This window comes from Mediterraneibacter agrestimuris (genome assembly GCF_943193195.1).
Lineage (GTDB): Bacteria > Bacillota > Clostridia > Lachnospirales > Lachnospiraceae > Schaedlerella > Schaedlerella agrestimuris.
The window spans coordinates 1-21,404 of the sequence record NZ_CALPDG010000011.1 but is presented as its reverse complement, the minus strand read 5'-3'; the positions used below and the strand labels follow the sequence as shown (position 1 = coordinate 21,404).

At 43.9% G+C, this 21,404-nt stretch carries 19 protein-coding genes; 18 read left to right on the top strand and 1 reads right to left on the bottom strand.

Annotation, left to right across the window (positions count from 1 at the left end):
* Positions 1 to 8: 8 nt before the first annotated feature.
* The 7 genes from NFS18_RS07585 to NFS18_RS07555 all read left to right on the top strand — a co-directional run bounded on the left by NFS18_RS07585 (position 9) and on the right by NFS18_RS07555 (position 7,337).
* Complete coding sequence (locus NFS18_RS07585; RefSeq protein WP_251389483.1) at positions 9 to 1,709, top strand: alpha-amylase family glycosyl hydrolase; 1,701 nt, start codon at positions 9 to 11, stop codon at positions 1,707 to 1,709.
* Positions 1,710 to 1,716: 7 nt separating this feature from the next.
* Complete coding sequence (locus NFS18_RS07580; protein WP_251389482.1) at positions 1,717 to 2,253, top strand: DUF5662 family protein; 537 nt, start codon at positions 1,717 to 1,719, stop codon at positions 2,251 to 2,253.
* A gap of 260 nt (positions 2,254 to 2,513) precedes the next feature.
* Positions 2,514 to 3,650, top strand: a complete 1,137-nt coding sequence (gene recA, locus NFS18_RS07575; protein ID WP_251389481.1) for a recombinase RecA — start codon at positions 2,514 to 2,516, stop codon at positions 3,648 to 3,650.
* Between the two features lie 44 nt (positions 3,651 to 3,694).
* The gene (locus NFS18_RS07570; RefSeq protein WP_251389480.1) at positions 3,695 to 4,303 is read left to right on the top strand and encodes a regulatory protein RecX; all 609 of its coding nucleotides are present in this window, start codon (positions 3,695 to 3,697) and stop codon (positions 4,301 to 4,303) included.
* 140 nt (positions 4,304 to 4,443) lie between these two features.
* Complete coding sequence (gene rny, locus NFS18_RS07565; protein ID WP_251389547.1) at positions 4,444 to 5,985, top strand: ribonuclease Y; 1,542 nt, start codon at positions 4,444 to 4,446, stop codon at positions 5,983 to 5,985.
* Positions 5,986 to 6,149: 164 nt separating this feature from the next.
* A complete protein-coding gene (locus tag NFS18_RS07560) occupies positions 6,150 to 6,689 on the top strand; it encodes an NUDIX hydrolase (protein WP_251389479.1) in 540 nt (179 codons plus the stop codon).
* Between the two features lie 108 nt (positions 6,690 to 6,797).
* Positions 6,798 to 7,337: a stage II sporulation protein M gene (locus NFS18_RS07555; protein ID WP_251389478.1), complete on the top strand. Its 540-nt coding sequence runs from the start codon at positions 6,798 to 6,800 to the stop codon at positions 7,335 to 7,337.
* 144 nt (positions 7,338 to 7,481) lie between these two features.
* Here the strand turns inward: NFS18_RS07555 and NFS18_RS07550 are convergent, their stop codons facing one another.
* Positions 7,482 to 8,801, bottom strand: a complete 1,320-nt coding sequence (locus tag NFS18_RS07550; RefSeq protein WP_251389477.1) for a polysaccharide biosynthesis protein — start codon at positions 8,799 to 8,801, stop codon at positions 7,482 to 7,484.
* A gap of 145 nt (positions 8,802 to 8,946) precedes the next feature.
* Here NFS18_RS07550 and NFS18_RS07545 point away from each other — a divergent pair, with 145 nt between their 5' ends.
* The 11 genes from NFS18_RS07545 (at position 8,947) to NFS18_RS07495 (ending at position 21,059) form a co-directional block, all read left to right on the top strand.
* Positions 8,947 to 9,399, top strand: coding sequence for an RrF2 family transcriptional regulator (locus NFS18_RS07545; protein WP_251389476.1), 453 nt, complete (start codon positions 8,947 to 8,949; stop codon positions 9,397 to 9,399).
* Between the two features lie 27 nt (positions 9,400 to 9,426).
* On the top strand, positions 9,427 to 10,611 hold the full coding sequence (gene nifS, locus NFS18_RS07540; protein WP_251389475.1) for a cysteine desulfurase NifS: 1,185 nt from the start codon (positions 9,427 to 9,429) through the stop codon (positions 10,609 to 10,611).
* 119 nt (positions 10,612 to 10,730) lie between these two features.
* Positions 10,731 to 11,174: a Fe-S cluster assembly scaffold protein NifU gene (gene nifU, locus NFS18_RS07535; protein ID WP_251389474.1), complete on the top strand. Its 444-nt coding sequence runs from the start codon at positions 10,731 to 10,733 to the stop codon at positions 11,172 to 11,174.
* On the top strand, positions 11,174 to 12,244 hold the full coding sequence (gene mnmA, locus NFS18_RS07530; protein WP_251389473.1) for a tRNA 2-thiouridine(34) synthase MnmA: 1,071 nt from the start codon (positions 11,174 to 11,176) through the stop codon (positions 12,242 to 12,244). The genes nifU and mnmA overlap by 1 nt, the downstream gene beginning before the upstream one ends.
* Positions 12,241 to 13,050, top strand: a complete 810-nt coding sequence (locus NFS18_RS07525) for a histidinol-phosphatase HisJ family protein (RefSeq protein WP_251389472.1) — start codon at positions 12,241 to 12,243, stop codon at positions 13,048 to 13,050. The genes mnmA and NFS18_RS07525 overlap by 4 nt, the downstream gene beginning before the upstream one ends.
* Before the next feature lie 194 nt (positions 13,051 to 13,244).
* Positions 13,245 to 14,258: a type I glyceraldehyde-3-phosphate dehydrogenase gene (gene gap, locus NFS18_RS07520; RefSeq protein WP_251389471.1), complete on the top strand. Its 1,014-nt coding sequence runs from the start codon at positions 13,245 to 13,247 to the stop codon at positions 14,256 to 14,258.
* Positions 14,259 to 14,461: 203 nt separating this feature from the next.
* A complete protein-coding gene (locus NFS18_RS07515) occupies positions 14,462 to 15,655 on the top strand; it encodes a phosphoglycerate kinase (RefSeq protein ID WP_251389470.1) in 1,194 nt (397 codons plus the stop codon).
* A 301-nt stretch (positions 15,656 to 15,956) separates the two neighbouring features.
* Positions 15,957 to 16,706, top strand: coding sequence for a triose-phosphate isomerase (tpiA, locus tag NFS18_RS07510; RefSeq protein WP_251389469.1), 750 nt, complete (start codon positions 15,957 to 15,959; stop codon positions 16,704 to 16,706).
* 88 nt (positions 16,707 to 16,794) lie between these two features.
* A complete protein-coding gene (gpmI, locus tag NFS18_RS07505) occupies positions 16,795 to 18,333 on the top strand; it encodes a 2,3-bisphosphoglycerate-independent phosphoglycerate mutase (RefSeq protein WP_251389468.1) in 1,539 nt (512 codons plus the stop codon).
* A 111-nt stretch (positions 18,334 to 18,444) separates the two neighbouring features.
* Positions 18,445 to 19,989: a nitrite/sulfite reductase gene (locus NFS18_RS07500; protein WP_251389467.1), complete on the top strand. Its 1,545-nt coding sequence runs from the start codon at positions 18,445 to 18,447 to the stop codon at positions 19,987 to 19,989.
* 500 nt (positions 19,990 to 20,489) lie between these two features.
* Positions 20,490 to 21,059, top strand: a complete 570-nt coding sequence (locus tag NFS18_RS07495) for a DNA-3-methyladenine glycosylase I (protein ID WP_251389466.1) — start codon at positions 20,490 to 20,492, stop codon at positions 21,057 to 21,059.
* Positions 21,060 to 21,404 lie beyond the last annotated feature (345 nt).

Here is a 21,404-nt window from a genome sequence, read left to right as displayed (position 1 = left end):
GGCAGAGTATGAAAAAAGTGGAAGGTTACCCGCAGCCGTTTGGTGTAACGTACGGAAACGGAAAAGTAAATTTTGCAGTATCTGTACCGGCGGGAAAGCGGTGTGAGCTGCTGTTGTATCGGGTAGGACATAAGGAGCCGGGAACAATATTTGAGATGCCGGAAGAGGAAGGATTAGGAGAAGTCCGTTTTCTGGCAGTGGAAGGTCTGGACGGACGAAAATACGAGTACAATTATCGAATTGGCGGCAAGGTTTTTGTGGATCCTTTTGTAAAGGGACTTGCCCGAACGAGACAGTTTGGGAAAAAAATAAACGCAGAAGCTCATGAAATCCGCGGAAAGTTTCCAGATGCAGAATATGACTGGGAAGGAGACACATATTTAAAGATTCCTTATCATGAGGTGACCGCCTACAGTCTCCATATACGCGGATTTACAAAGCACAGTTCTTCTAAAGTGAAGCGAAAAGGAACATTTGCGGGAGCCGCAGAGAAAATTCCTTATTTGAAAGAACTAGGAATTAATCAGATTCAGTGTATGCCGATATATGAATTTGACGAAATTGTAGATGGAAAGGTTAATTACTGGGGATATGGAAAGGGGTATTTTTTCTCGCCGAAGACAGCCTACAGCGCTTGCGGACATGCGGCAGAAGAATTAAAGGATATGGTGAAGGCATTTCATAAGGCAGGAATTGAAGTAGTCCTCGAGATGCCATTCTATGAGGGAATTTTGCCGCAGATCGCAGTAGAATGTCTCAAATACTATATGCTGGAATATCATATTGACGGGTTTATTGTGAATCCGTATATTGTTCCGTGGGATTCGTTGAAGCAGGATCCTTTGCTAAAAGGCATAAAATTGATGCAGAAGGAGGATGGATTTCAGAATATTATGCGCCGTTTTTTAAAAGGGGACGAGGGAATGGTGCGTGATGTGATGGAGGCATTCAAGCATAATACAAAGGCAGATGGAAAATGTAATTATATTACGGGACAAACAGGGTTTACATTGCATGATCTGGTGTCCTATGACGGCAAGCACAATGAGGCAAATGGAGAAAGAAATTTCGATGGACCAGATTATAATTACAGCTGGAACTGCGGTGTAGAAGGTCCGAGCAGAAAGAAACGGATTGTGGAGCTGCGGAACAATCAGATCAGAAATGCATTTGCTCTTCTGCTGACCGCACAGGGAACTCCGTGTATTTTGGCGGGAGATGAATTTGGGAACAGTCAGAAAGGCAATAATAATGTTTACTGCCAGGACAATGAGATCGCATGGCTGGACTGGAATGGTACGGAACGAAACGGAGGACTTCTGGAATATGTGAAATGCCTGATCGCCCTTCGCAGAGAGCATCCGGCGCTTCATAAGGAGCAGAGACTTCTGGAACAGGATGTGATCGGGTGCGGAATGCCGGATGTGTCTTATCACGGTGAAAATGCATGGCAGGCTCCGGCGGAAGTGCCCAGCCGTCAGCTTGGTGTGATGTACAGTGGTGCGGATGTAAAGGATGTGGATTGTTACATTGCCTGCAATATGCATTGGACCGGTCATGAATATGCCCTGCCGACTCTGCCGAACAGGAAGAAGTGGTATCTGGTATACAATACCGGAACGGACATGCAGACAGAAGAAACTCTGATAGAAGATCAGAAAAGGATCAGACTGGAAGCAAGAAGTATAGCATTTCTGGTTGGAAGGTGATGAAAAAATGAAAGCAATTGGACATTTTTGTACAATCACAAGACATAAAATACTGGTGATGAAAGCGTGTTTCCGAGTAGGGTTATATAAACAGGGACTTCTTCATGACTTGTCAAAGTACAGCCCTGCGGAATTTTTGGTGGGATGTAAGTATTACCAGGGAAACAGAAGCCCTAACAACGCAGAGCGGGAGGCAACGGGACTGTCACGTGCATGGCTTCATCACAAGGGCCGCAATAAGCATCATTATGAATACTGGATTGATTATGGTGTTGATGGCAGCAAGAATCTGATCGGTATGAGAATGCCGGTGAAATATATTGTGGAAATGTTTTTGGACCGGATGGCGGCCAGCAAAGTGTACCGGGGGCGGCAATATAAGGACTGTGATGCACTGAATTATTTCATGAAAGGCGGAACAGAAGCATATGTGATGCACCCAGAGACGAAAGCACTCCTGGAGAAGCTCTTACGTATGCTTGCGGAGAAGGGAGAGGTGAAGACATTTGCCTATATCCGCAAGGTCGTATTAAAAGAGAAATAGTTCAAATTCTATTGTGAATATGGTGCGGGTGTGTTAAGATAAATGCACCCGCAAAAGTAATGATTCTAAGATTCAAAAATATCAAAATCTGATATGTGATCCCAAAAGTGAAAAAGCTTTTTTATCCATACTTGAGTCCTATTTATGACATAGGAAAAGGTGTAAAATTATTTTATAAAAAATCTTGTTGACATTTTACAACAAGTATAATACTATATCAATAGAAACGAACAACTGTTCGTATCAAAAGGAGACGAATTATGGCAAAGACAAGTACAAGTGTGAGTGTTGAAAAGTTAAATAACAGTGAAGATAAGAAGAAAGCATTGGAGGCGGCTATAGCGAAGCTTGAGAAAGATTTTGGCAAGGGAGCCTTGATGAAGCTGGGAGATCCCTCTGCTCGTGTAAGTGTAGAAACAGTTCCAACCGGATGTTTGAGTCTGGATTTGGCTCTGGGTCTGGGCGGAGTTCCGAAGGGACGTGTGATAGAAGTGTTCGGGCCGGAGTCCAGTGGTAAGACGACCGTTGCATTACATATGATTTCAGAAGTGCAGAAGAGCGGAGGAATTGCGGGATTTGTGGATGCGGAGCATGCACTTGATCCGGTATATGCAAAGAATATTGGTGTGGATATTGACGAGCTTTATATTTCCCAGCCGGACAGCGGAGATCAGGCATTGGAGATCGCTGAAACAATGGTACGTTCCGGTGCAATGGATATTATCGTTATTGATTCGGTGGCTGCTCTTGTTCCCAGACAGGAGATTGAAGGCGAGATGGGGGACAGCCATGTGGGATTACAGGCAAGGCTGATGTCGCAGGCGCTGCGTAAGCTGACACCGTTGATCAGCAAGTCTGAGTGCATCGTTATTTTTATCAATCAGCTGCGCGAGAAGGTAGGCGTGATGTTTGGAAGTCCGGAGACGACAACAGGCGGACGTGCATTGAAGTTCTATGCGTCTGTACGTATGGATGTGAGACGGACAGAGACGCTGAAGCAGAGCGGTGAGATGGTAGGTAACCGGACACGTATCAAGATTGTAAAGAATAAAATTGCGCCGCCGTTTAAGGAGGCAGAGTTTGATATTATGTTCGGAAAAGGGATTTCCCGTTCGGGGGACATTCTGGATCTGGCAGCCGGGATTGATATCGTAAAGAAAAGCGGCGCATGGTATGCCTATGAGGGTGATAAGATTGGCCAGGGACGCGAGAATGCCAAGAATTATCTGGAATCTAATCCAAAAGTGATGGAGGAGATTGAACAGAAGGTGCGGGCACATTATCATCTCGGTGAGGAAACTCAGAGTGCGGGCGCAGCTGATGATCTGAAGCTGACGGCTAAGACAGCGAAGGACAAGACAGCGAAAGATAAAGTAGAAGAGAGCAGTGAAAAGTAAAGAACTGCTGCGGATATGATTTGTGTAAAAGAACGGGGAACAGGATGCAGGTAACGAAAGTAGAATCAGTTACAAAAACAAAGTTCAGAGTAGAAATAGACGAGGAGTTCGCCTTTGTGTTATACAAAGGCGAACTTAAACGTTTTGGGATAGCTGAAGAGGCAGAGATTACAGGGGAAGTCTATGAGAAGATTTATAATGAAGTTGTGTTAAAACGGGCGAAGCTCCGGGCCCTTCATCTGCTGACGGATATGGCGCGGACGGAAAAGGAACTTAAAGAAAAACTGCGGCTGAATCAGTATCCAGAGGATATTATAGAGACGGCAATGGATTATGTCCGTTCTTTTGGATATTTGAATGATGATAAATATGCGGAGAGCTATATAGAAAGCCGTAAAAGCAGTAAAAGCAAGAAGGAAATCTGTGCTGCTCTTTTGAAAAAAGGAGTGTCTTTGGAACAGATTGACCTTGCCTTTGAAGTCTGTTATGAGAAAGAAGGAGAGTCAGAAGCTATACGCAGGCTGATCGTAAAACGCCGTATAGATATTACTCAGGCGGATGAGGGAGAGATATATAAACTTTATGGTTATCTGGCACGAAAAGGATTTCATTATGAAGAGGTCCGTAAAGTAATCGAAGAGATGTCAGGATGAAAAACAATAGTTACACATAAACTGACGAAAGATATACGGCAATGCTTGACAGAATTGTGAAAACAGTATAAAATTTAACTGTTGTATTGAGCTATATTTGTACAATGAAAATTAAATAAGGAGGTGCTCCTGTGCCGATAATGGAAATCATTATTGCTGTGGCCCTCGCGTTGATAGTAGGTGTTATTGTACACTTTGTGACTGTATCCAATCTGAAGAAGAATGCAGAATCTAAGATTGGGAATGCAGAAAGCAAAGCAAGAGAAATCATTGATGATGCCGTTAAGACTGCTGAAACAACGAAGAAAGAAGCTCTTTTAGAGGTGAAGGAAGAGTCTATTAAGACGAAGAATGAACTGGAGAAAGAGACGAAAGAAAGACGGTCTGAATTGCAGCGTTATGAAAAACGTGTACTTGCCAAGGAAGAATCTGTTGATAAGCGGTCCGAGGCGATTGAACAACGTGAAGCCAAGTTTACAGCTAAAGAAGAGCAGCTGAAAAAACGCGAAGAGAAAGTGGAAGAACTCAGCAAGCAAAGGTTACAGGAACTGGAACGAATCTCAGGACTTACCTCCGAACAAGCAAAAGAATATCTGTTGAAAACTGTTGAAGATGATGTAAAGCATGACACTGCTAAGATGGTCAGAGAACTGGAAGCACAGGCAAAGGAAAGCGCTGATAAGAAAGCGAAAGAATATGTTGTCAATGCAATTCAGAGATGCGCTGCTGACCATGTGGCAGAGACTACAATTTCTGTAGTCCAGCTGCCGAACGATGAGATGAAAGGGAGAATTATCGGAAGAGAGGGACGGAATATCCGTACTCTGGAGACGCTGACAGGTGTGGAATTAATTATCGATGACACGCCGGAAGCGGTTGTACTTTCCGGATTTGATCCGATTCGCCGCGAAGTGGCAAGAATTGCCTTAGAGCGATTGATTGTCGATGGGCGTATTCATCCGGCAAGAATTGAAGAAATGGTAGAAAAAGCGCAGAAAGAAGTTGACTCGATGATCAGGGAAGAAGGGGAGGCCGCAGGACTGGAAGTTGGTGTGCCGGGCATCCATCCGGAACTGATCCGTCTGCTGGGACGTATGAAGTTCAGAACCAGCTATGGACAGAACGCATTAAAGCATTCCATAGAGGTTGCACAGCTTTCGGGGCTTCTTGCTGGAGAAATCGGGCTGGATGTCCGCATGGCAAAGCGTGCGGGACTTTTACATGATATAGGAAAATCCATCGATCATGATGTTGAAGGTTCCCATATTCAGATCGGAGTAGATCTTTGCAGAAAATACAAAGAGTCTGCAACAGTTATCAATGCTGTAGAATCACATCACGGTGATGTGGAGCCACAGACATTGATCGCATGTGTTGTACAGGCGGCTGATACAATTTCAGCGGCAAGACCGGGCGCAAGACGTGAAACCATCGAGACATATACAAACAGATTGAAACAATTAGAAGAGATCAGCAACCAGTTTAAGGGGGTTGATAAGTCTTTTGCTATTCAGGCAGGTAGAGAGATTCGAGTAATGGTAGTTCCAGAACAGGTATCTGATGATGAGATGGTACTTATGGCCAGAGATATTGCCAAGCAGATTGAGTTTGAGCTGGAATATCCGGGTCAGATCAAGGTAAATGTAATTCGCGAGTCACGGGTAACTGATTACGCGAAATAGTATAATCAGAAATTGTCTCAAAAGAAGGGACGATTTGAATCAGACCAGTTTAGAAAGTACGACCCCTGCCTATTTAATAGGCAGGGGTTTTATGGTAGTGTGCTATGTATACGACAGGCAGAATGTCATAGAGAACAAAATACTAGTAAACAGGAGTTAAAGCAATGGGTGAACAAGTAAAGCGTATTAAACGAGAGTTAAAATTTAAAGGAACTATTTTGGAATTCTATCAGGATACGATGGAGATTAATGGAACACATACTGCAATTTGGGATTTTGTCCGTCATAAAGGAGCAGCCGCGGTTGTGCCGGTCATGGAAGACGGACGGATTTTGATGGTCAGACAGTACAGAAATGCTCTGGAGCGGTATACACTGGAGATTCCGGCAGGAGCTTTAGATGCAGAAGATGAGCCGGGAATTAAATGTGCGGGAAGAGAACTGGAGGAAGAGACAGGATTTCGCTGTGACAATCTGGAGTGGCTGATCACACTTCGGACAACTGTGGCTTTTTGTAATGAGCGAATCGAGGTGTTTGTCGCACGGAATTTGATTCCATCCAGCCAGCATCTAGACGAAGATGAATTTATTGAATTGAAAGCGTACACATTGGATGAGTTAAAAGAAAAGATTTTGACAGGAGAAATCGAAGATTCTAAGACAGTTTCTGCATTAATGGCGTATGCAGTCAAATATCAGAAATAGAAGGAAATGACAGTCCGGGAGTTGAGGCTGCGCTGAGCAGTGCATCCTGTGAATAAATATAGGATTTGAGGCATATATTGAAGTATCTGAGCATTGGGAGGAAAAGCTGTGAAGACACTTCAAACTAAAAAGCGGATGTTTGCATTTTTTATGCCGGGATTTCTGCTGGGGATTCTGTATGTGAATCTGATCGCCGGACAATATCTGGCAGAATCGGGGATATTCAGTGAGTATTTTTTGAAGCAGTATGCTTTGGCAGAAGTGACGGCGCCTGAATACATCGTATATCTGGCGGGAACCAGGCTGTTTCCGTTTTTGGTGATGACTGGACTTATATTTACAAGGGCAAGAAGGATAGCAGCAGGAATATTTCTTGTGTGGACGGGCTTTTTGGGCGGAATGCTTCTTACAATGGCGGCATTTAGCATGGGAGTGAAGGGAATTATTCTCTGTATTGTGGGTGTGATGCCTCAATTTATCTTATATATACCCGCATATGTGGTACTTCTCTGGTATGCTATGACTGTATCTATAAGTACCTGGAACCGTCAGAAGACAGTCTTTGTCGTACTGATGATGACTATGGGAATTGTTCTGGAAGCGTACATAAATCCGTTATTTTTACAAGTTTTTCTAAAAACCCTTTGAGAGATGGAGCTCTTTAATGGATTAAAGCCGCAAAACAGGTTTATAATAGCAACGAAAGGTTTCCGTTACGCGGGCTGAGTAACAGTAGGTGAGCACTCAGCCCGAACAGGAAATGAAAGGTGCTATGCAACCTGTTTTGCGGCTTTATTTTTTTAGAATATGAAAGATGTTTTTTATTGCCAAAAGGCTCACCGCCAGCTGACTCGCAAGCAGTCCCCACAAGTATCCCTGGATTCCGAATCTGGGGATGGCAAAGAAAACCCCTCCGATACGAATCACCAGACCCAAGGTATTGATCAGGAAAGTGGAGCCTGTTTTCCCTAATCCGTTGATGATGCTGATCAGGGCGCTGTTTGTATACAAAAACGGACAGATCCATGCCAGTGTAACAATAAATTGTCCGGCAGTTTTACTGCCAAATAATGTTATGCCGATGAAACTGCCAGTCAGCAGGAAAAATAGACAACAGAACATGCCCAATAAGAAGCAGGCGCCTGTAGATTTGCGGATGATGATCCATAATTTCCTTTTGTTTTCAGCTGCTTGAATTTCTGCTACAGTCGGCATGAGCATAATTGCAACAGAGCTTGTGATGGCAGAAGGAAAGAGGATACAAGGCAGCGCCATTCCGTTTAAGACTCCGTAAACACTCAATGCTTCTGATGCACTGAGCCGGTATAGCTGTAACTTTCCGGGGATAGAGATCGCTTCCACACTTTGTAGGAAATTAATCAGGATCCGGTTGGCAGTCAGCGGAACCGAAAGGACAAGCAGTTCACGGGAAGATTTCCAGAATGCCTGATAACTCAGTGACAGGCGTCCGAATTTTCTGGTTTCTTTTGATAAGGCAAGACATGTGTAAAGTGCAGAAGCCATTTCTCCGATGACAAGTCCGCATACTGCAATAGAAATGGATACAGTCCGTCCTTGTTTTATAAGAAGCTGGTACAATAAGTAAACGGCCAGAATGCGCACAGTCTGCTCAGCAAGCTGGGACAGTGCCGGGATTTTTGTTTGTTTTAATCCATAGCTGTAACCGCAGATACAACTGTGGATGGCAGAAAAAGGCATGGTATAGGAAAGGATTGTCAGTAATGGGATACAACGCTCGTCACCTAAGAATTGGGTGGCAATAAATTTCCCATAGTGCTGCAGTAAAATAGTGCATATACAGGAAAGTGTAAAAGCAATCAGAAGTCCGGCGCGAAGAATCTGCCGGGCTTCGGTTCGTTTTCCGAGAGACATCTTACAGGCAACTGTGCGGGAAATTGCAGTTTCAATCCCGGCGGTGGTCAGTGAAAAGCAGAGTGCATAAACAGGGAAAATGAGCTGATACAATCCCACTCCTTCGGCTCCGAATGTACGGCTTAGGAAAATACGGTAGAAGAAACCCATGAAACGGCTTAGGAACCCTGTCAAAGTTAATATAATAGTACCACGGATGATGTTTTGTTTTCCAGACACGTGAAATCTCCTGATATAACATGGTTTTTACATCATATTCCATTTTGTGCCTTGACAGAACAGAGGAAGGGTGATATCCTACAGAAGGAATAAATCCCAGTAAAATAATAGGGATTAAAATTCTAGGAATAAAGAAGGTGAGAATTTGAAATTATCTACAAAGGGAAGATACGGACTGCGTGCTGTGATCGATCTGGCAAAATACAGTACAAAAGAGCCTGTCTCCATCACAAGTATATCGGACAGGCAGGGAATTTCGGAACGATATTTAGAGCAGCTGATGGGACTTTTGAAAAAGAGTGGTCTTGTTAAAAGTACCCGTGGCGCAGGGGGCGGCTATATGCTGGCAAAGAAACTGGAAGATATTTCCGTAGGGGATGTTCTGCGGGCTTTGGAAGGGAACCTGGAACCAGTAGATTGTCCGGGGCTTCTGCCAGAAGATGGGTGTAAGTCTGCGGACAGTTGTGTAACCAAATATGTCTGGAAGCGGATCAATGACAGTATCAACCAGACGGTAGATGAGATAAAACTGGATCAGCTCGTTGCGGAAAGCAAAAAGCTGTGTGGTACATCTGACAAGATTACATGTGGAAATTAAGATATAGAAGAGACAGGAGGAAGAGAAATGGACAGACTGATATATCTGGATAATGCGGCAACAACAAAAACAGCACCAGAAGTAGTAGAGGCGATGATGCCGTATTTTACAGAGTATTATGGTAATCCGTCCAGTGTGTATGGATTTGCGGCAGCCAATAAAGAAGTGGTTACAGCTCAGAGAGAGAAGATTGCAGGCGCATTAGGCGCTGCACCCAATGAAATTTATTTTACTGCGGGCGGAAGTGAGTCTGATAATTGGGCGCTGGTTGCAACGGCGGAGGCTTATGGAGCAAAAGGAAAACATATCATTACAAGCAAGATTGAACACCATGCGATTCTGCATACCTGTGAATATCTGGAGAAACGAGGATTTGAGATTACTTATTTGGATGTGGATGGGAATGGAGAGGTGAAGCTGGAGCAGCTTCGGGAGGCAATCCGGGAAGATACGATCCTGATCTCTGTTATGTTTGCGAATAACGAAATCGGAACGATCCAGCCGATTCAGGAAATCGGAGCGATTGCCAAAGAGCATGGAATTCTATTCCATACAGATGCGGTGCAGGCTTTTGGACAGGTGCCGATCGATGTGGATGCATGTCATATCGATATGTTAAGTGCCAGCGGACATAAGCTGAACGGACCGAAGGGAATCGGCTTTTTGTATATCCGTAAAGGGGTGAAGATTCGTTCCTTTATCCATGGAGGGGCACAGGAGAGAAAGCGCCGCGCGGGCACGGAAAATGTACCGGGAATCGTTGGCTTTGGAAAAGCGGCAGAGCGTGCTGTGACAACAATGAAGGAGCGTACTGCAAAAGAACGTGAATTGCGGGATTATCTGATAAAGAGGATAGAAACAGAGATTCCATACTGCCGGTTAAATGGTGACAGAGCGAATCGTCTGCCGAACAATATAAACTTTAGTTTTCAGTTTATCGAGGGAGAATCTCTGCTCATTATGCTGGATATGAAAGGAATCTGTGCTTCCAGCGGCTCTGCCTGTACATCTGGTTCATTGGATCCGTCTCATGTGCTTCTGGCGATCGGACTGCCTCATGAGATTGCACATGGTTCACTTAGGCTGACTCTCAGTGACGAGACTACGAAGGAAGATTTGGACTATGTAGCAGAATCTCTGAAAGAAATAGTGCAGAATTTAAGAAATATGTCTCCGTTGTACGAGGATTTTGTGAAGAAGCAGAGTAAATAAGAAATATCTTCAGGTTGCTGTGCACAACAGTAGGCTGTGAACAGTAATATCTTCTGCAATAGAACTTAAGACGTGAAATAGAAAAGAGAAACAGAGGGAAATTTAGGAGGTAACAGGTTATGTATACAGAAAAAGTGATGGATCATTTTCAAAATCCAAGAAATGTAGGAGAGATTGAAAATGCCAGTGGTGTAGGAACTGTGGGTAATGCGAAGTGCGGAGACATCATGCGTATTTATCTGGATATTGATGAAAATAAAGTGATCCGTGATGTGAAGTTCAAAACGTTTGGCTGCGGAGCCGCTGTTGCGACAAGCAGTATGGCAACAGAGCTGGTAAAGGGAAAGACAATCTATGAAGCGTTACAGGTGACAAACAAGGCAGTTATGGAAGCGCTGGATGGACTTCCACCGGTAAAGGTACACTGTTCGTTGCTTGCAGAAGAAGCAATTCATGCTGCACTTTGGGATTATGCAGAGAAACACGACATCAAGATTGAGGGACTGGAGAAACCAAAATCTGATATCCACGAGGATGAGGAAGAGGAAGAAGAGGAATATTAATGAGTAAAGTAGTGGTTGGAATGTCCGGAGGTGTGGATTCTTCTGTAGCGGCATATCTGTTAAAGGAGCAGGGGTATGATGTGATCGGTGTTACAATGCAGATCTGGCAGGACGAGGAACAGGCAGTACAGGAAGAAAACGGAGGCTGCTGCGGATTAAGCGCTGTAGATGATGCAAGACGTGTTGCGGCAGCTCTTGACATCCCTTATTATGTGATGAATTTCAAAGAGTCTTTTAAGAAAAATGTCATCGATTATTTTATAGAGGAATATCTTGAGGGCAGAACACCAAATCCGTGTATCGCATGTAACAGGTATGTAAAATGGGAATCTCTTCTGCAGAGAAGTCTTGCGATCGGTGCGGATTATATTGCGACAGGGCATTATGCAAGAGTGGTTCAGCTTCCGAACGGACGGTATACACTTCAGCGTTCTGCCACACTCGATAAGGATCAGACATATGCTTTGTATAATCTGACACAGGAGCAGTTAAAGCGGACGCTGATGCCGGCGGGGGCTTATTCTAAGAATGAAATTCGCGCGATCGCAGAGAAAATCGGGCTTCGAGTGGCATCCAAGCCGGACAGTCAGGATATTTGTTTTGTACCTGATGGAGATTATGCTTCTTATATAGAAATAAAAACCGGAGAAAAAATGCCGGAAGGCAACTTCGTAACACTAGAGGGAAAGGTCTTGGGACAGCACAAAGGTATTATACATTATACCGTAGGACAGAGAAAAGGTCTTGGGCTGGCATTGGGGTATCCTGCTTTTGTGCTGGCAATCCGTCCCGAAACCAATGAGGTGGTTATCGGAACCCATGCAGAATCTATGGCAGAATCTCTGAGAGCGAATCAGCTGAATTTCATGGCAGTAGAGGATTTAACGGAATCCATGCATGTTTTTGTAAAAATACGATATAATCATAAGGGTGTCTGGGGTACGATCGAAAAGACAGGTGAGGATGAGCTGGTTTGTATGTTTGATGAACCGCAGAGGGCTGTGACTCCGGGACAGGCAGTCGTGTTTTACAAGGATGACTATGTGCTGGGAGGTGGAACAATACTGTGATTTCAGGAGACTTTCATATACACACGGCATTTTCAGCAGACAGTGAAGCAGATGTACATGCTGTTCTGAATTCTGCCATAGAGAAAGGAATGAAAACGGTTTGTATCACAGACCACTGGGATGCAGATTACCCTGAGAAATATGAGGAAGTGCTGTTTCAGTTTGACAGTGAAGCATATGTCAGGGGATTAGAAACGGTTAAAAAAGAATACGCCAAAAAGCTGGACGTGCGAATCGGAATTGAAATTGGAATGCAGCCCCATCTGGGAAGTTTTTATAAAGAACTGGTCAATCAGTATCCTTATGATTTTGTTATAGGTTCTGTTCACGTGATAGGAAAGGATGATCCTTATTATAAAGACTGGTGGGACAAATACACAGACAGACAGATGTACCAGAAAGCGTTTGACGAGACACTCAGCAATTTAGATCAGATTGAAGATTTTGATGTGCTTGGACATATTGACTATATTGTGCGATATGGAAGGCGGCAGGAAGAAGCCTATTCTTATGAAAGATTTTGTGATATACTGGATGAAGTTTTGAAAAAGGTCATTGCTTCCGGCAGGGGAATTGAACTGAACACGTCGGGATGGAAATATGGACTGGATTTTTGCCATCCGCATCCGGATGTGCTTCGGAGATATAGGGAGCTGGGCGGCGAGATCATTACGGTTGGTTCTGATGCACATAAGCCGGAACATGTGGCATATGATTTCAAAAGAGCTGAGGAAGTATTGAAACTATGTGGTTTTACTTACTATACCCAGTTCAGGAACCGGAAACCGGAATTCTTGAAAATATAACGGAATAGAGAAACGGAATAGAGAAAATATATTCAATGTCCGAAAAAATGGAAATAGGACTTGAATTTTTGTTCTCAATTTAGTACAATAATTTCAGTTGATGAATCTTTAACAAACTTTTTGGGTGTTGAGATTTCACCATAATAGACTGTAGTAACAGTTAACAATTTATAAACTTTTAGGAGGAATTAATCATGGCAGTAAAAGTAGCGATTAATGGATTTGGACGTATTGGACGTCTTGCATTCAGACAGATGTTCGGAGCAGAGGGATTTGAAATTGTAGCAATTAACGACCTGACATCTCCGACTATGCTTGCTCACCTGTTGAAGTATGACTCATCTCAGGGTAAATACGCTCTGGCTGACAAGGTAGAAGCAAAAGAAGATTCTATCGTAGTAGACGGAAAGGAAATCAAAATCTACGCAAAAGCTAACGCAGCAGAGCTTCCGTGGGGAGAAATCGGTGTTGACGTAGTTCTGGAGTGTACAGGCTTCTATACATCTAAAGCTAAAGCACAGGCTCATATTGATGCTGGCGCTAAATATGTTGTTATTTCCGCTCCGGCTGGAAACGACCTGCCGACAATCGTATATAATGTAAACCACGATAAGCTTACAGCAGATGATAAGATCATCTCTGCAGCTTCTTGTACAACAAACTGTCTTGCACCGATGGCTAAGGCTTTGAATGATCTTGCTCCGATTAAGACAGGTATTATGTGTACAATCCACGCTTATACAGGAGATCAGATGACTCTTGACGGACCGCAGAGAAAAGGCGATCTGAGAAGATCTCGTGCAGCAGCAGTTAATATCGTACCGAACAGCACAGGTGCAGCTAAGGCAATCGGTCTGGTTATTCCAGAACTGAACGGCAAGCTCATCGGAGCTGCTCAGCGTATTCCGACTCCGACAGGATCAACAACTATCCTGACAGCAGTAGTAGAAGGAACAGTTACAGTTGACGAGATCAATGCAGCTATGAAGGCAGCAGCTAATGAGTCATTCGGATACAACACAGATGAAATTGTATCCAGCGATATCGTTGGAATGACATATGGTTCTCTGTTCGATGCTACTCAGACAATGGTTCTTCCGCTGGATAACGGAACAACACAGGTACAAGTAGTATCATGGTATGACAATGAGAACTCTTACACAAGCCAGATGGTAAGAACAATCAAACACTTCGGAACATTAATGTAATCCGAAGCTTGAGAATATTGAACGGATGATAATCCAAAAATAGACTCACACAGGGTCCGGTCTCATAAGGACCGGACCCTGTTTATATCTGCAAATATAAAGAATCCGCCTTTTCACCGAAGTGAACTTAACAGGGGGATTCAGTGACTATGAAGCCGGAAGGCTGAATAGTTACTTTTATTAAATATAAGGGAGGCAATATTATGCTTAACAAAAAATCAGTAGATGATATTAATGTAAAGGGCAAACGTGTGCTTTGCAGATGTGATTTTAACGTTCCATTGATCAACGGGAAAATCACAGATGAGAACCGTCTGGTTGCAGCGCTTCCGACAATTAAGAAGCTGATTTCCGATGGAGGAAAGGTGATTCTTTGTTCTCACCTTGGCAAGCCAAAGGGAGAGCCGAAGCCGGAACTGTCACTGGCACCGGTTGCTGCACGTTTATCTGAACTGCTTGGACAGGAAGTGAAATTTGCAGCAGATGCAGAGGTTGTAGGAGAGAATGCAAAGGCTGCTGTTGAGGCAATGCAGGATGGAGAGGTAGTTCTTCTTGAGAATACACGTTACAGAGCAGAAGAGACAAAGAACGGCGAAGCATTCAGCAAGGATCTTGCTTCACTGTGTGATGTATTTGTCAATGACGCGTTTGGTACTGCTCACAGAGCACACTGTTCTAACGTAGGCGTGACACAGTTCGTAGATACGGCTGTTGTCGGATACTTAATGCAGAAAGAAATTGACTTCCTCGGAAATGCAGTTAACAATCCAGAGAGACCATTCGTAGCAATTCTTGGCGGTGCAAAGGTTTCCAGTAAGATTTCCGTAATTGAAAATCTGCTTGAGAAAGTAGATACACTGATCATCGGCGGAGGAATGTCCTATACATTCAGTAAAGCGCAAGGTGGAAGTGTTGGCAAATCTCTTCTGGAAGAGGATTACTGCCAGTATGCACTGGATATGATCAAAAAAGCAGAAGACAAGGGTGTGAAACTGCTTCTCCCAATAGATAACGTTATTGCAGATGATTTCTCAAATGATGCAAATACAAAGATTGTCGGACGTGGAGAGATTCCAGAGGACTGGGAAGGACTGGATATCGGACCTGAGACTGCAAAAATTTATGCGGATGCTGTAAAGGAAGCTAAAACAGTTGTATGGAACGGACCGATGGGCGCATTTGAGATGCCGAAGTTCGCAGCAGGTACCGAAGCAGTTGCAAAAGCGCTGGCAGAGACAGATGCTGTAACAATTATTGGCGGCGGAGATTCCGCAGCGGCAGTAAACCAACTTGGATATGGCGACAAGATGACACACATTTCTACAGGCGGCGGCGCTTCACTGGAATTTTTAGAAGGTAAAGAACTCCCGGGAGTAGCAGCAGCTAACGATAAGTAAAAAGCTTGGCGAGGTGTTTTCGAGCCTAGCGTTTACTTAGTTCAGCGAGGTTGACGAGGTATTCTCGAGCCTAGCGAGACTGAACATACCCGTAAAAAGCTTGGCGAGACCGAAAGCAACTTAGCGAGGACGAGCGGGAGCGAAGTCAGAGCTTAGTGCGAGGTCCTTCTCGAACCTTAGCGAGCGCACGGGCGCGAGGTTAGTTGAGAGAAGATACCAGCTTTGGCAGTGAGCACAAAAGCAACTTAGCGAGGACGAGCGAGAGCGAATTAGAAAATATACTTAAAAGGAGACCATTATTATGGCAAGAAAGAAAATTATCGCAGGTAACTGGAAAATGAACAAAACTCCAAGTGAGGCTGTTGCACTTGTAGAGGAACTGAAACCACTTGTTGCTAATGAGGAAGTGGATGTAGTATTCTGCGTACCGGCAATCGACATTGTTCCGGTAGTAGAGGCTGTAAAGGGAAGCAACATCCAGGTTGGCGCTGAGAATATGTATTTTGAGGAAAGCGGCGCTTACACAGGTGAGATCGCACCGAACATGCTTGTAGATGCAGGTGTAAAATATGTAGTTCTTGGACATTCTGAGAGAAGAGAGTACTTTGGTGAGACAAATGAAGACGTAAACAAAAAAGTTCTGAAGGCACTTGAGCACGGCATTACACCGATCATGTGCTGCGGCGAGACTCTGGAGCAGAGAGAACAGGGTGTGACAATGGACTTTATCCGTCAGCAGGTAAAGGTTGGATTCCAGAATGTGACAGCAGATCAGGCTAAGATTTCTGTAATCGCTTACGAGCCGATCTGGGCAATCGGAACAGGAAAAACAGCTACAACAGAGCAGGCAGAAGAAGTTTGCGCAGGCATCCGTGCTTGTATTGCTGAGATGTATGACGAGGCAACAGCAGAGGCAGTTCGTATTCAGTACGGCGGTTCTGTAAATGCGGGTAATGCTGCAGAACTGTTTGCGCAGGCAGACATTGACGGCGGTCTTGTGGGCGGAGCATCCCTGAAGGCTGATTTTGGTAAGATTGTAAATTACAAATAAGCCGATAGATCAGAGAACCTAAGTCGTGGGGAGTTTCTGCGGAAGCTCTCCACGATTTTATGATTTCAAATAATAAAGGAGAACAACGATGAGTAAAAAACCAACCGTATTGATGATCTTAGACGGATATGGACTGAATGATAATGCAAAAGGAAATGCAGTGGCAGAGGGGAAAACTCCTGTTATGGACAACTTGATGAAAGAGTATCCTTTTGTAAAAGGAAATGCAAGCGGAATGGCAGTCGGGCTGCCGGACGGACAGATGGGTAATTCAGAGGTAGGACATCTGAACATGGGAGCAGGAAGAATTGTATATCAGGATCTGACGAAGATTACAAAGGCAATTCAGGACGGCGATTTCTTTGAAAATAAAGCGCTTTTGGCAGCATGTGAAAATGTAAAGAAAAACAATAGTTCCTTGCATATGATGGGATTGATGTCCGACGGCGGCGTGCATAGCCACATTGACCATGTTGCAGGTCTTCTGGAACTGGCAAAAAAACAGGGAATTGAAAAAGTATATGTACATTGTTTCCTTGACGGACGTGATACGCCTCCGGCTTCTGGAAAAGAATATGTAGAGAAATTAGAAGCTAAGATGGCAGGAATCGGTGTGGGGCAGGTAGCCAGCGTTGCAGGACGTTACTATGCAATGGATCGAGACAACCGCTGGGATCGTGTAGAGAAGGCGTACAGAGCGCTTGTATTCGGTGAAGGCGAGACTTGTGAAAGTGCACCTGCAGGAATCCAGGCCTCTTATGATAAGGAAGTAACAGATGAATTTGTGCTTCCTACTGTTGTTGTAAAGGATGGCAAGGCGCTTGCTGCAATCAAGGAAAATGATTCCATTATTTTCTATAACTTCCGCCCGGACAGAGCAAGAGAAATCACAAGAACATTCTGTGATGATGAATTTACAGGCTTTGAAAGAGGGGAAAGAGTGAAGACAACATTTGTCTGCTTTACAGAATATGATGTAACTATTGAGAATAAGCAGGTGGCTTTTGTAAAAGAAGAGATTACAAATACATTTGGTGAATTTCTTGCAGACAATGGTCTTACACAGGCGCGTATCGCTGAGACAGAGAAGTATGCGCATGTTACATTCTTCTTCAACGGCGGTGTAGAAGAGCCAAATAAGGGAGAAGACAGAATTCTCGTAAAATCTCCGAAGGTTGCAACATACGACCTGAAACCGGAAATGAGCGCTTATGAAGTATGCGATAAGCTGACAGAAGCAATTTGTTCCGGAAAATATGATGTGATCATTATTAACTTTGCAAATCCAGATATGGTAGGACATACAGGTGTGGAAGAGGCAGCAATCCAGGCGATCGAGGCTGTGGATGAATGTGTTGGCAAGACTGTTCAGGCAATAAAAGATGTGGATGGACAGATGTTTATCTGTGCTGATCACGGCAACGCAGAACAGTTGATCGATGATGAGACAGGGGAGCCATTTACTGCTCATACAACCAATCCAGTTCCTTTCATTCTGGTAAATGCCGATCCGGCATATACACTCAGAGAAGGCGGATGTCTGGCAGATATTGCACCTACTCTGATCGAACTGATGGGAATGGAACAACCGGCAGAAATGACAGGAAAATCACTGCTTGTAAAGTAAGCTGAGAAAAGTTGTTATAAAGAAACTATTTTTGTAGTATACTAATCCGAAGCAGAAGCCGGTTTTGAACTACTTGAAATATTATGACAGTCTGAAAGAAAGGGTAAAAAGATGGACAAACAATGGACAAGTATTTTCCTTGAAGAAATTGAAGATTTCAAAAATACGATAAATACATTTGATAAAGGAGAAATCGAGCGCAAGTCATATAAAGGCATTTCCGGCGGTTTGGGCAGTTATGCACAGAGAGATCCTTCCAGACACATGCTGCGCCTGCGCCTGCCCGGCGGAAGGCTGACTTTGGAGAGGCTGAAATTTTTAGCAGAGATTATAGAGAGAGAGCAGATTGGCAGAATAAAGCTGACCACTTGCGAGACAATCCAGCTTCACGATTTGTCTGTTGTACAGGTACCAGAGATTATGGAAGAGGCGATTGGCTGTGAGATTTATACAAAAGGCGGAGGCGGTGACAATCCCCGAAATGTAATGGCAAGTCCATTGTCCGGTGTTCAGGCGGGGGAAGCTTTTGATGTGATACCATGGGCAGAGGCAGTAACCCGTTATCTTTTGTCTATATGCCGGGATATTCACATGCCCCGTAAACTTAAGATTGCTTTCTGCAACGGTGTGGATGACTGCGTTCACAGTGCTTTCCGGGATATGGGGTTTCTGGCTCAGCCGGATGGAACTTTTGCACTGCGTATTGCCGGCGGTCTTGGAGCGGTCAATCCTTCGATGGGGGTATTAGTGGAAGAACATGTGAAACCGCAGGATATACTCTATTATGTTCAGGCAATGGTGGATGTTTTTTGTGCTCATGGCAATTATGAAAACCGTGCCAAAGCGCGTACACGGTTTCTGCAGGACACACTGGGATGTGACGGTCTGAGGGAAGCTTTTTTAAAACAAGTAGAATCGCTTAGAGCCGCCGGGGACTTGGAGCTTTCAGGATTTGAGAAGGCGGAGATTACAAAACAGACAGATGATAATCTGATAGAACATGTCCGTGCCATTCCTCAAAAGCAGCCTGGTCTGTATGCGGTGAAGTATCATCCGATTGGCGGTCTGCTGCCTGTAGAGAAACCACGTCAGCTTTATGAGCTGCTTAAGGATATGGAAGGGGCAGAAATCCGAGTTGCTCCAGATGAGAGTTTATATATCATAAATCTCAATTCTTATGAGGCAAAGAAGATTCTTGCGGCAACCGATGATGGTGCGCAGACAGAATTTGAGCATAGCGTTGCCTGTATTGGCGCTGCTACTTGTCAGCAGGGCGTACGTGACAGTCAGGGCGTGCTGCGGTCAATCGTAAAGGCAGTACGGGAAGCGGGAATTTCAGACGGCGCATTGCCTAAAATTTGTATATCCGGCTGCCCGTCTAGCTGTGCAGCCCATCAGGCGGGAAGTATCGGATTTCAGGGGGGCGTGAAGAAGGTAGACAAGGCTTCTTGTCCTGCATTTAAAATGACTCTTGGGGGAAGTGACCGGCTCGGTGAGGCACGGTTTGGTGATGGTTCTGTTACTATATTGGAACAGGATATGCCGGCTCTTATGGTAGAACTAGGCAAGGCGGCGCAGGCTTCCGGCCAACGATGGGAGCAGTGGTCAAAAAGCCACGCAAAGGAACGGGATGATATTATTACAAAATATATATAGTAAAATATCAGGGGCTGTCGGGAAATGGAATCCATATACAATATACGGTTATGAGTCTGAATAAACTCCTGTATATATTGTAGTGAATCTGCCATTTCCCGACAGCCCCATAATGCAATATAGGAGGTGTATTAATGAATTATGCAATTTTATTGATAATATTTAATGTTTTTAAAGAATTTCTATCAATAGTCGCAATTATTCTGGTAATTATTTGTGCCATCAAATATTTAAAAAGAAAATAATTTTAAACAGGAGGCTGTCCCTGAAATTTTTCCATTCCATGTCCCCAGCTTTCAATCAGACCGACCAGATAAAAAACATTAGCAATAGACGGGTTGTATGGTTTGGCAAGCAATCTCTTTAGAAAGCTGTGGGAGCAGGCAACATTAAAAAACGGAAATCTGATTTTTATTCGTGATGGAAAAAATCGCAGTTCTATGATAGGATAGACACAGCGAATAGCGTAAGAAAAGGGTATTTGCGAAAGGGAAGACCTCATGAAAAAGGACAATAGAGAAAGATGTTCGTGGGCAACCACGGAACTCTATAAGGAGTATCATGATACGGAGTGGGGAAAGCCGGTTCATGATGATAGAAAATTATTTGAGATGCTCATTCTCGAAGGAATGCAGGCCGGCTTGTCATGGCTGACGATACTGAATAAAAGGGCGGCGTTCAGAGAAGCCTTTGATGCGTTTGATTATCAAAAGATAGCCTTCTATGATGAAGTGAAGATTGACGGGTTAATGCAAAATGCCAATATTGTTCGCAACAGGCTGAAAATCAGGTCGGCAATCACAAACGCACAGCAATTCATGAAAGTTCAAGAAGAATACGGAAGTTTTGACGCATTTATCTGGTCTTATGTTGAGAACAGACCGATTTATAATCATTTTGAATCGGAAGCTGAAATTCCTGCAGCAACACCGCTTTCAGACAGAATCAGCAAAGACTTAAAAAAACGAGGGTTTAAGTTTGTAGGCAGTACGATTGTCTATGCGTATATGCAGGCAATCGGAATGGTAAATGACCATGTGAAAAGGTGCTATTTATATGCACCCGAATAATCGCTGAAAAGACCAGACCAATAACGGAAAAGAAAGTAATAGATTGCAATAGGTCGGTATCTTTTATGATGATACGAGAAGAAAAAGCCGCTGATTATGAAACGGTATATTTCGTAATAAAAAAGCATTTGATGGCGCTGAACATACGGACGGGAATGAAGCCGAATTGGTAAATGCGCTGCGAAAAGGAAATGTTTTGTACTTACACTGGGGTTGTACTCATAGCAAAAAACAACCAAAACGGGAGACAACATCATATCGGATTTTTTTTGAGTTTCCCCATTTTTTAAAGTCATCACAATTACTGTTTTTTAAATAAAAATGCAAAAACACTGGATCTTTGTT

Coding starts and splice junctions, on each gene's coding strand:
- NFS18_RS07585 (WP_251389483.1), top strand. CDS start 9: ATGAAAAAAGTGGAAGGTTACCCGCAGCCGTTTGGTGTAACGTACGGA.
- NFS18_RS07580 (WP_251389482.1), top strand. CDS start 1,717: ATGAAAGCAATTGGACATTTTTGTACAATCACAAGACATAAAATACTG.
- recA (WP_251389481.1), top strand. CDS start 2,514: ATGGCAAAGACAAGTACAAGTGTGAGTGTTGAAAAGTTAAATAACAGT.
- NFS18_RS07570 (WP_251389480.1), top strand. CDS start 3,695: ATGCAGGTAACGAAAGTAGAATCAGTTACAAAAACAAAGTTCAGAGTA.
- rny (WP_251389547.1), top strand. CDS start 4,444: ATGGAAATCATTATTGCTGTGGCCCTCGCGTTGATAGTAGGTGTTATT.
- NFS18_RS07560 (WP_251389479.1), top strand. CDS start 6,150: ATGGGTGAACAAGTAAAGCGTATTAAACGAGAGTTAAAATTTAAAGGA.
- nifS (WP_251389475.1), top strand. CDS start 9,427: ATGGACAGACTGATATATCTGGATAATGCGGCAACAACAAAAACAGCA.
- nifU (WP_251389474.1), top strand. CDS start 10,731: ATGTATACAGAAAAAGTGATGGATCATTTTCAAAATCCAAGAAATGTA.
- mnmA (WP_251389473.1), top strand. CDS start 11,174: ATGAGTAAAGTAGTGGTTGGAATGTCCGGAGGTGTGGATTCTTCTGTA.
- gap (WP_251389471.1), top strand. CDS start 13,245: ATGGCAGTAAAAGTAGCGATTAATGGATTTGGACGTATTGGACGTCTT.
- NFS18_RS07515 (WP_251389470.1), top strand. CDS start 14,462: ATGCTTAACAAAAAATCAGTAGATGATATTAATGTAAAGGGCAAACGT.
- tpiA (WP_251389469.1), top strand. CDS start 15,957: ATGGCAAGAAAGAAAATTATCGCAGGTAACTGGAAAATGAACAAAACT.
- gpmI (WP_251389468.1), top strand. CDS start 16,795: ATGAGTAAAAAACCAACCGTATTGATGATCTTAGACGGATATGGACTG.
- NFS18_RS07500 (WP_251389467.1), top strand. CDS start 18,445: ATGGACAAACAATGGACAAGTATTTTCCTTGAAGAAATTGAAGATTTC.
- NFS18_RS07495 (WP_251389466.1), top strand. CDS start 20,490: ATGAAAAAGGACAATAGAGAAAGATGTTCGTGGGCAACCACGGAACTC.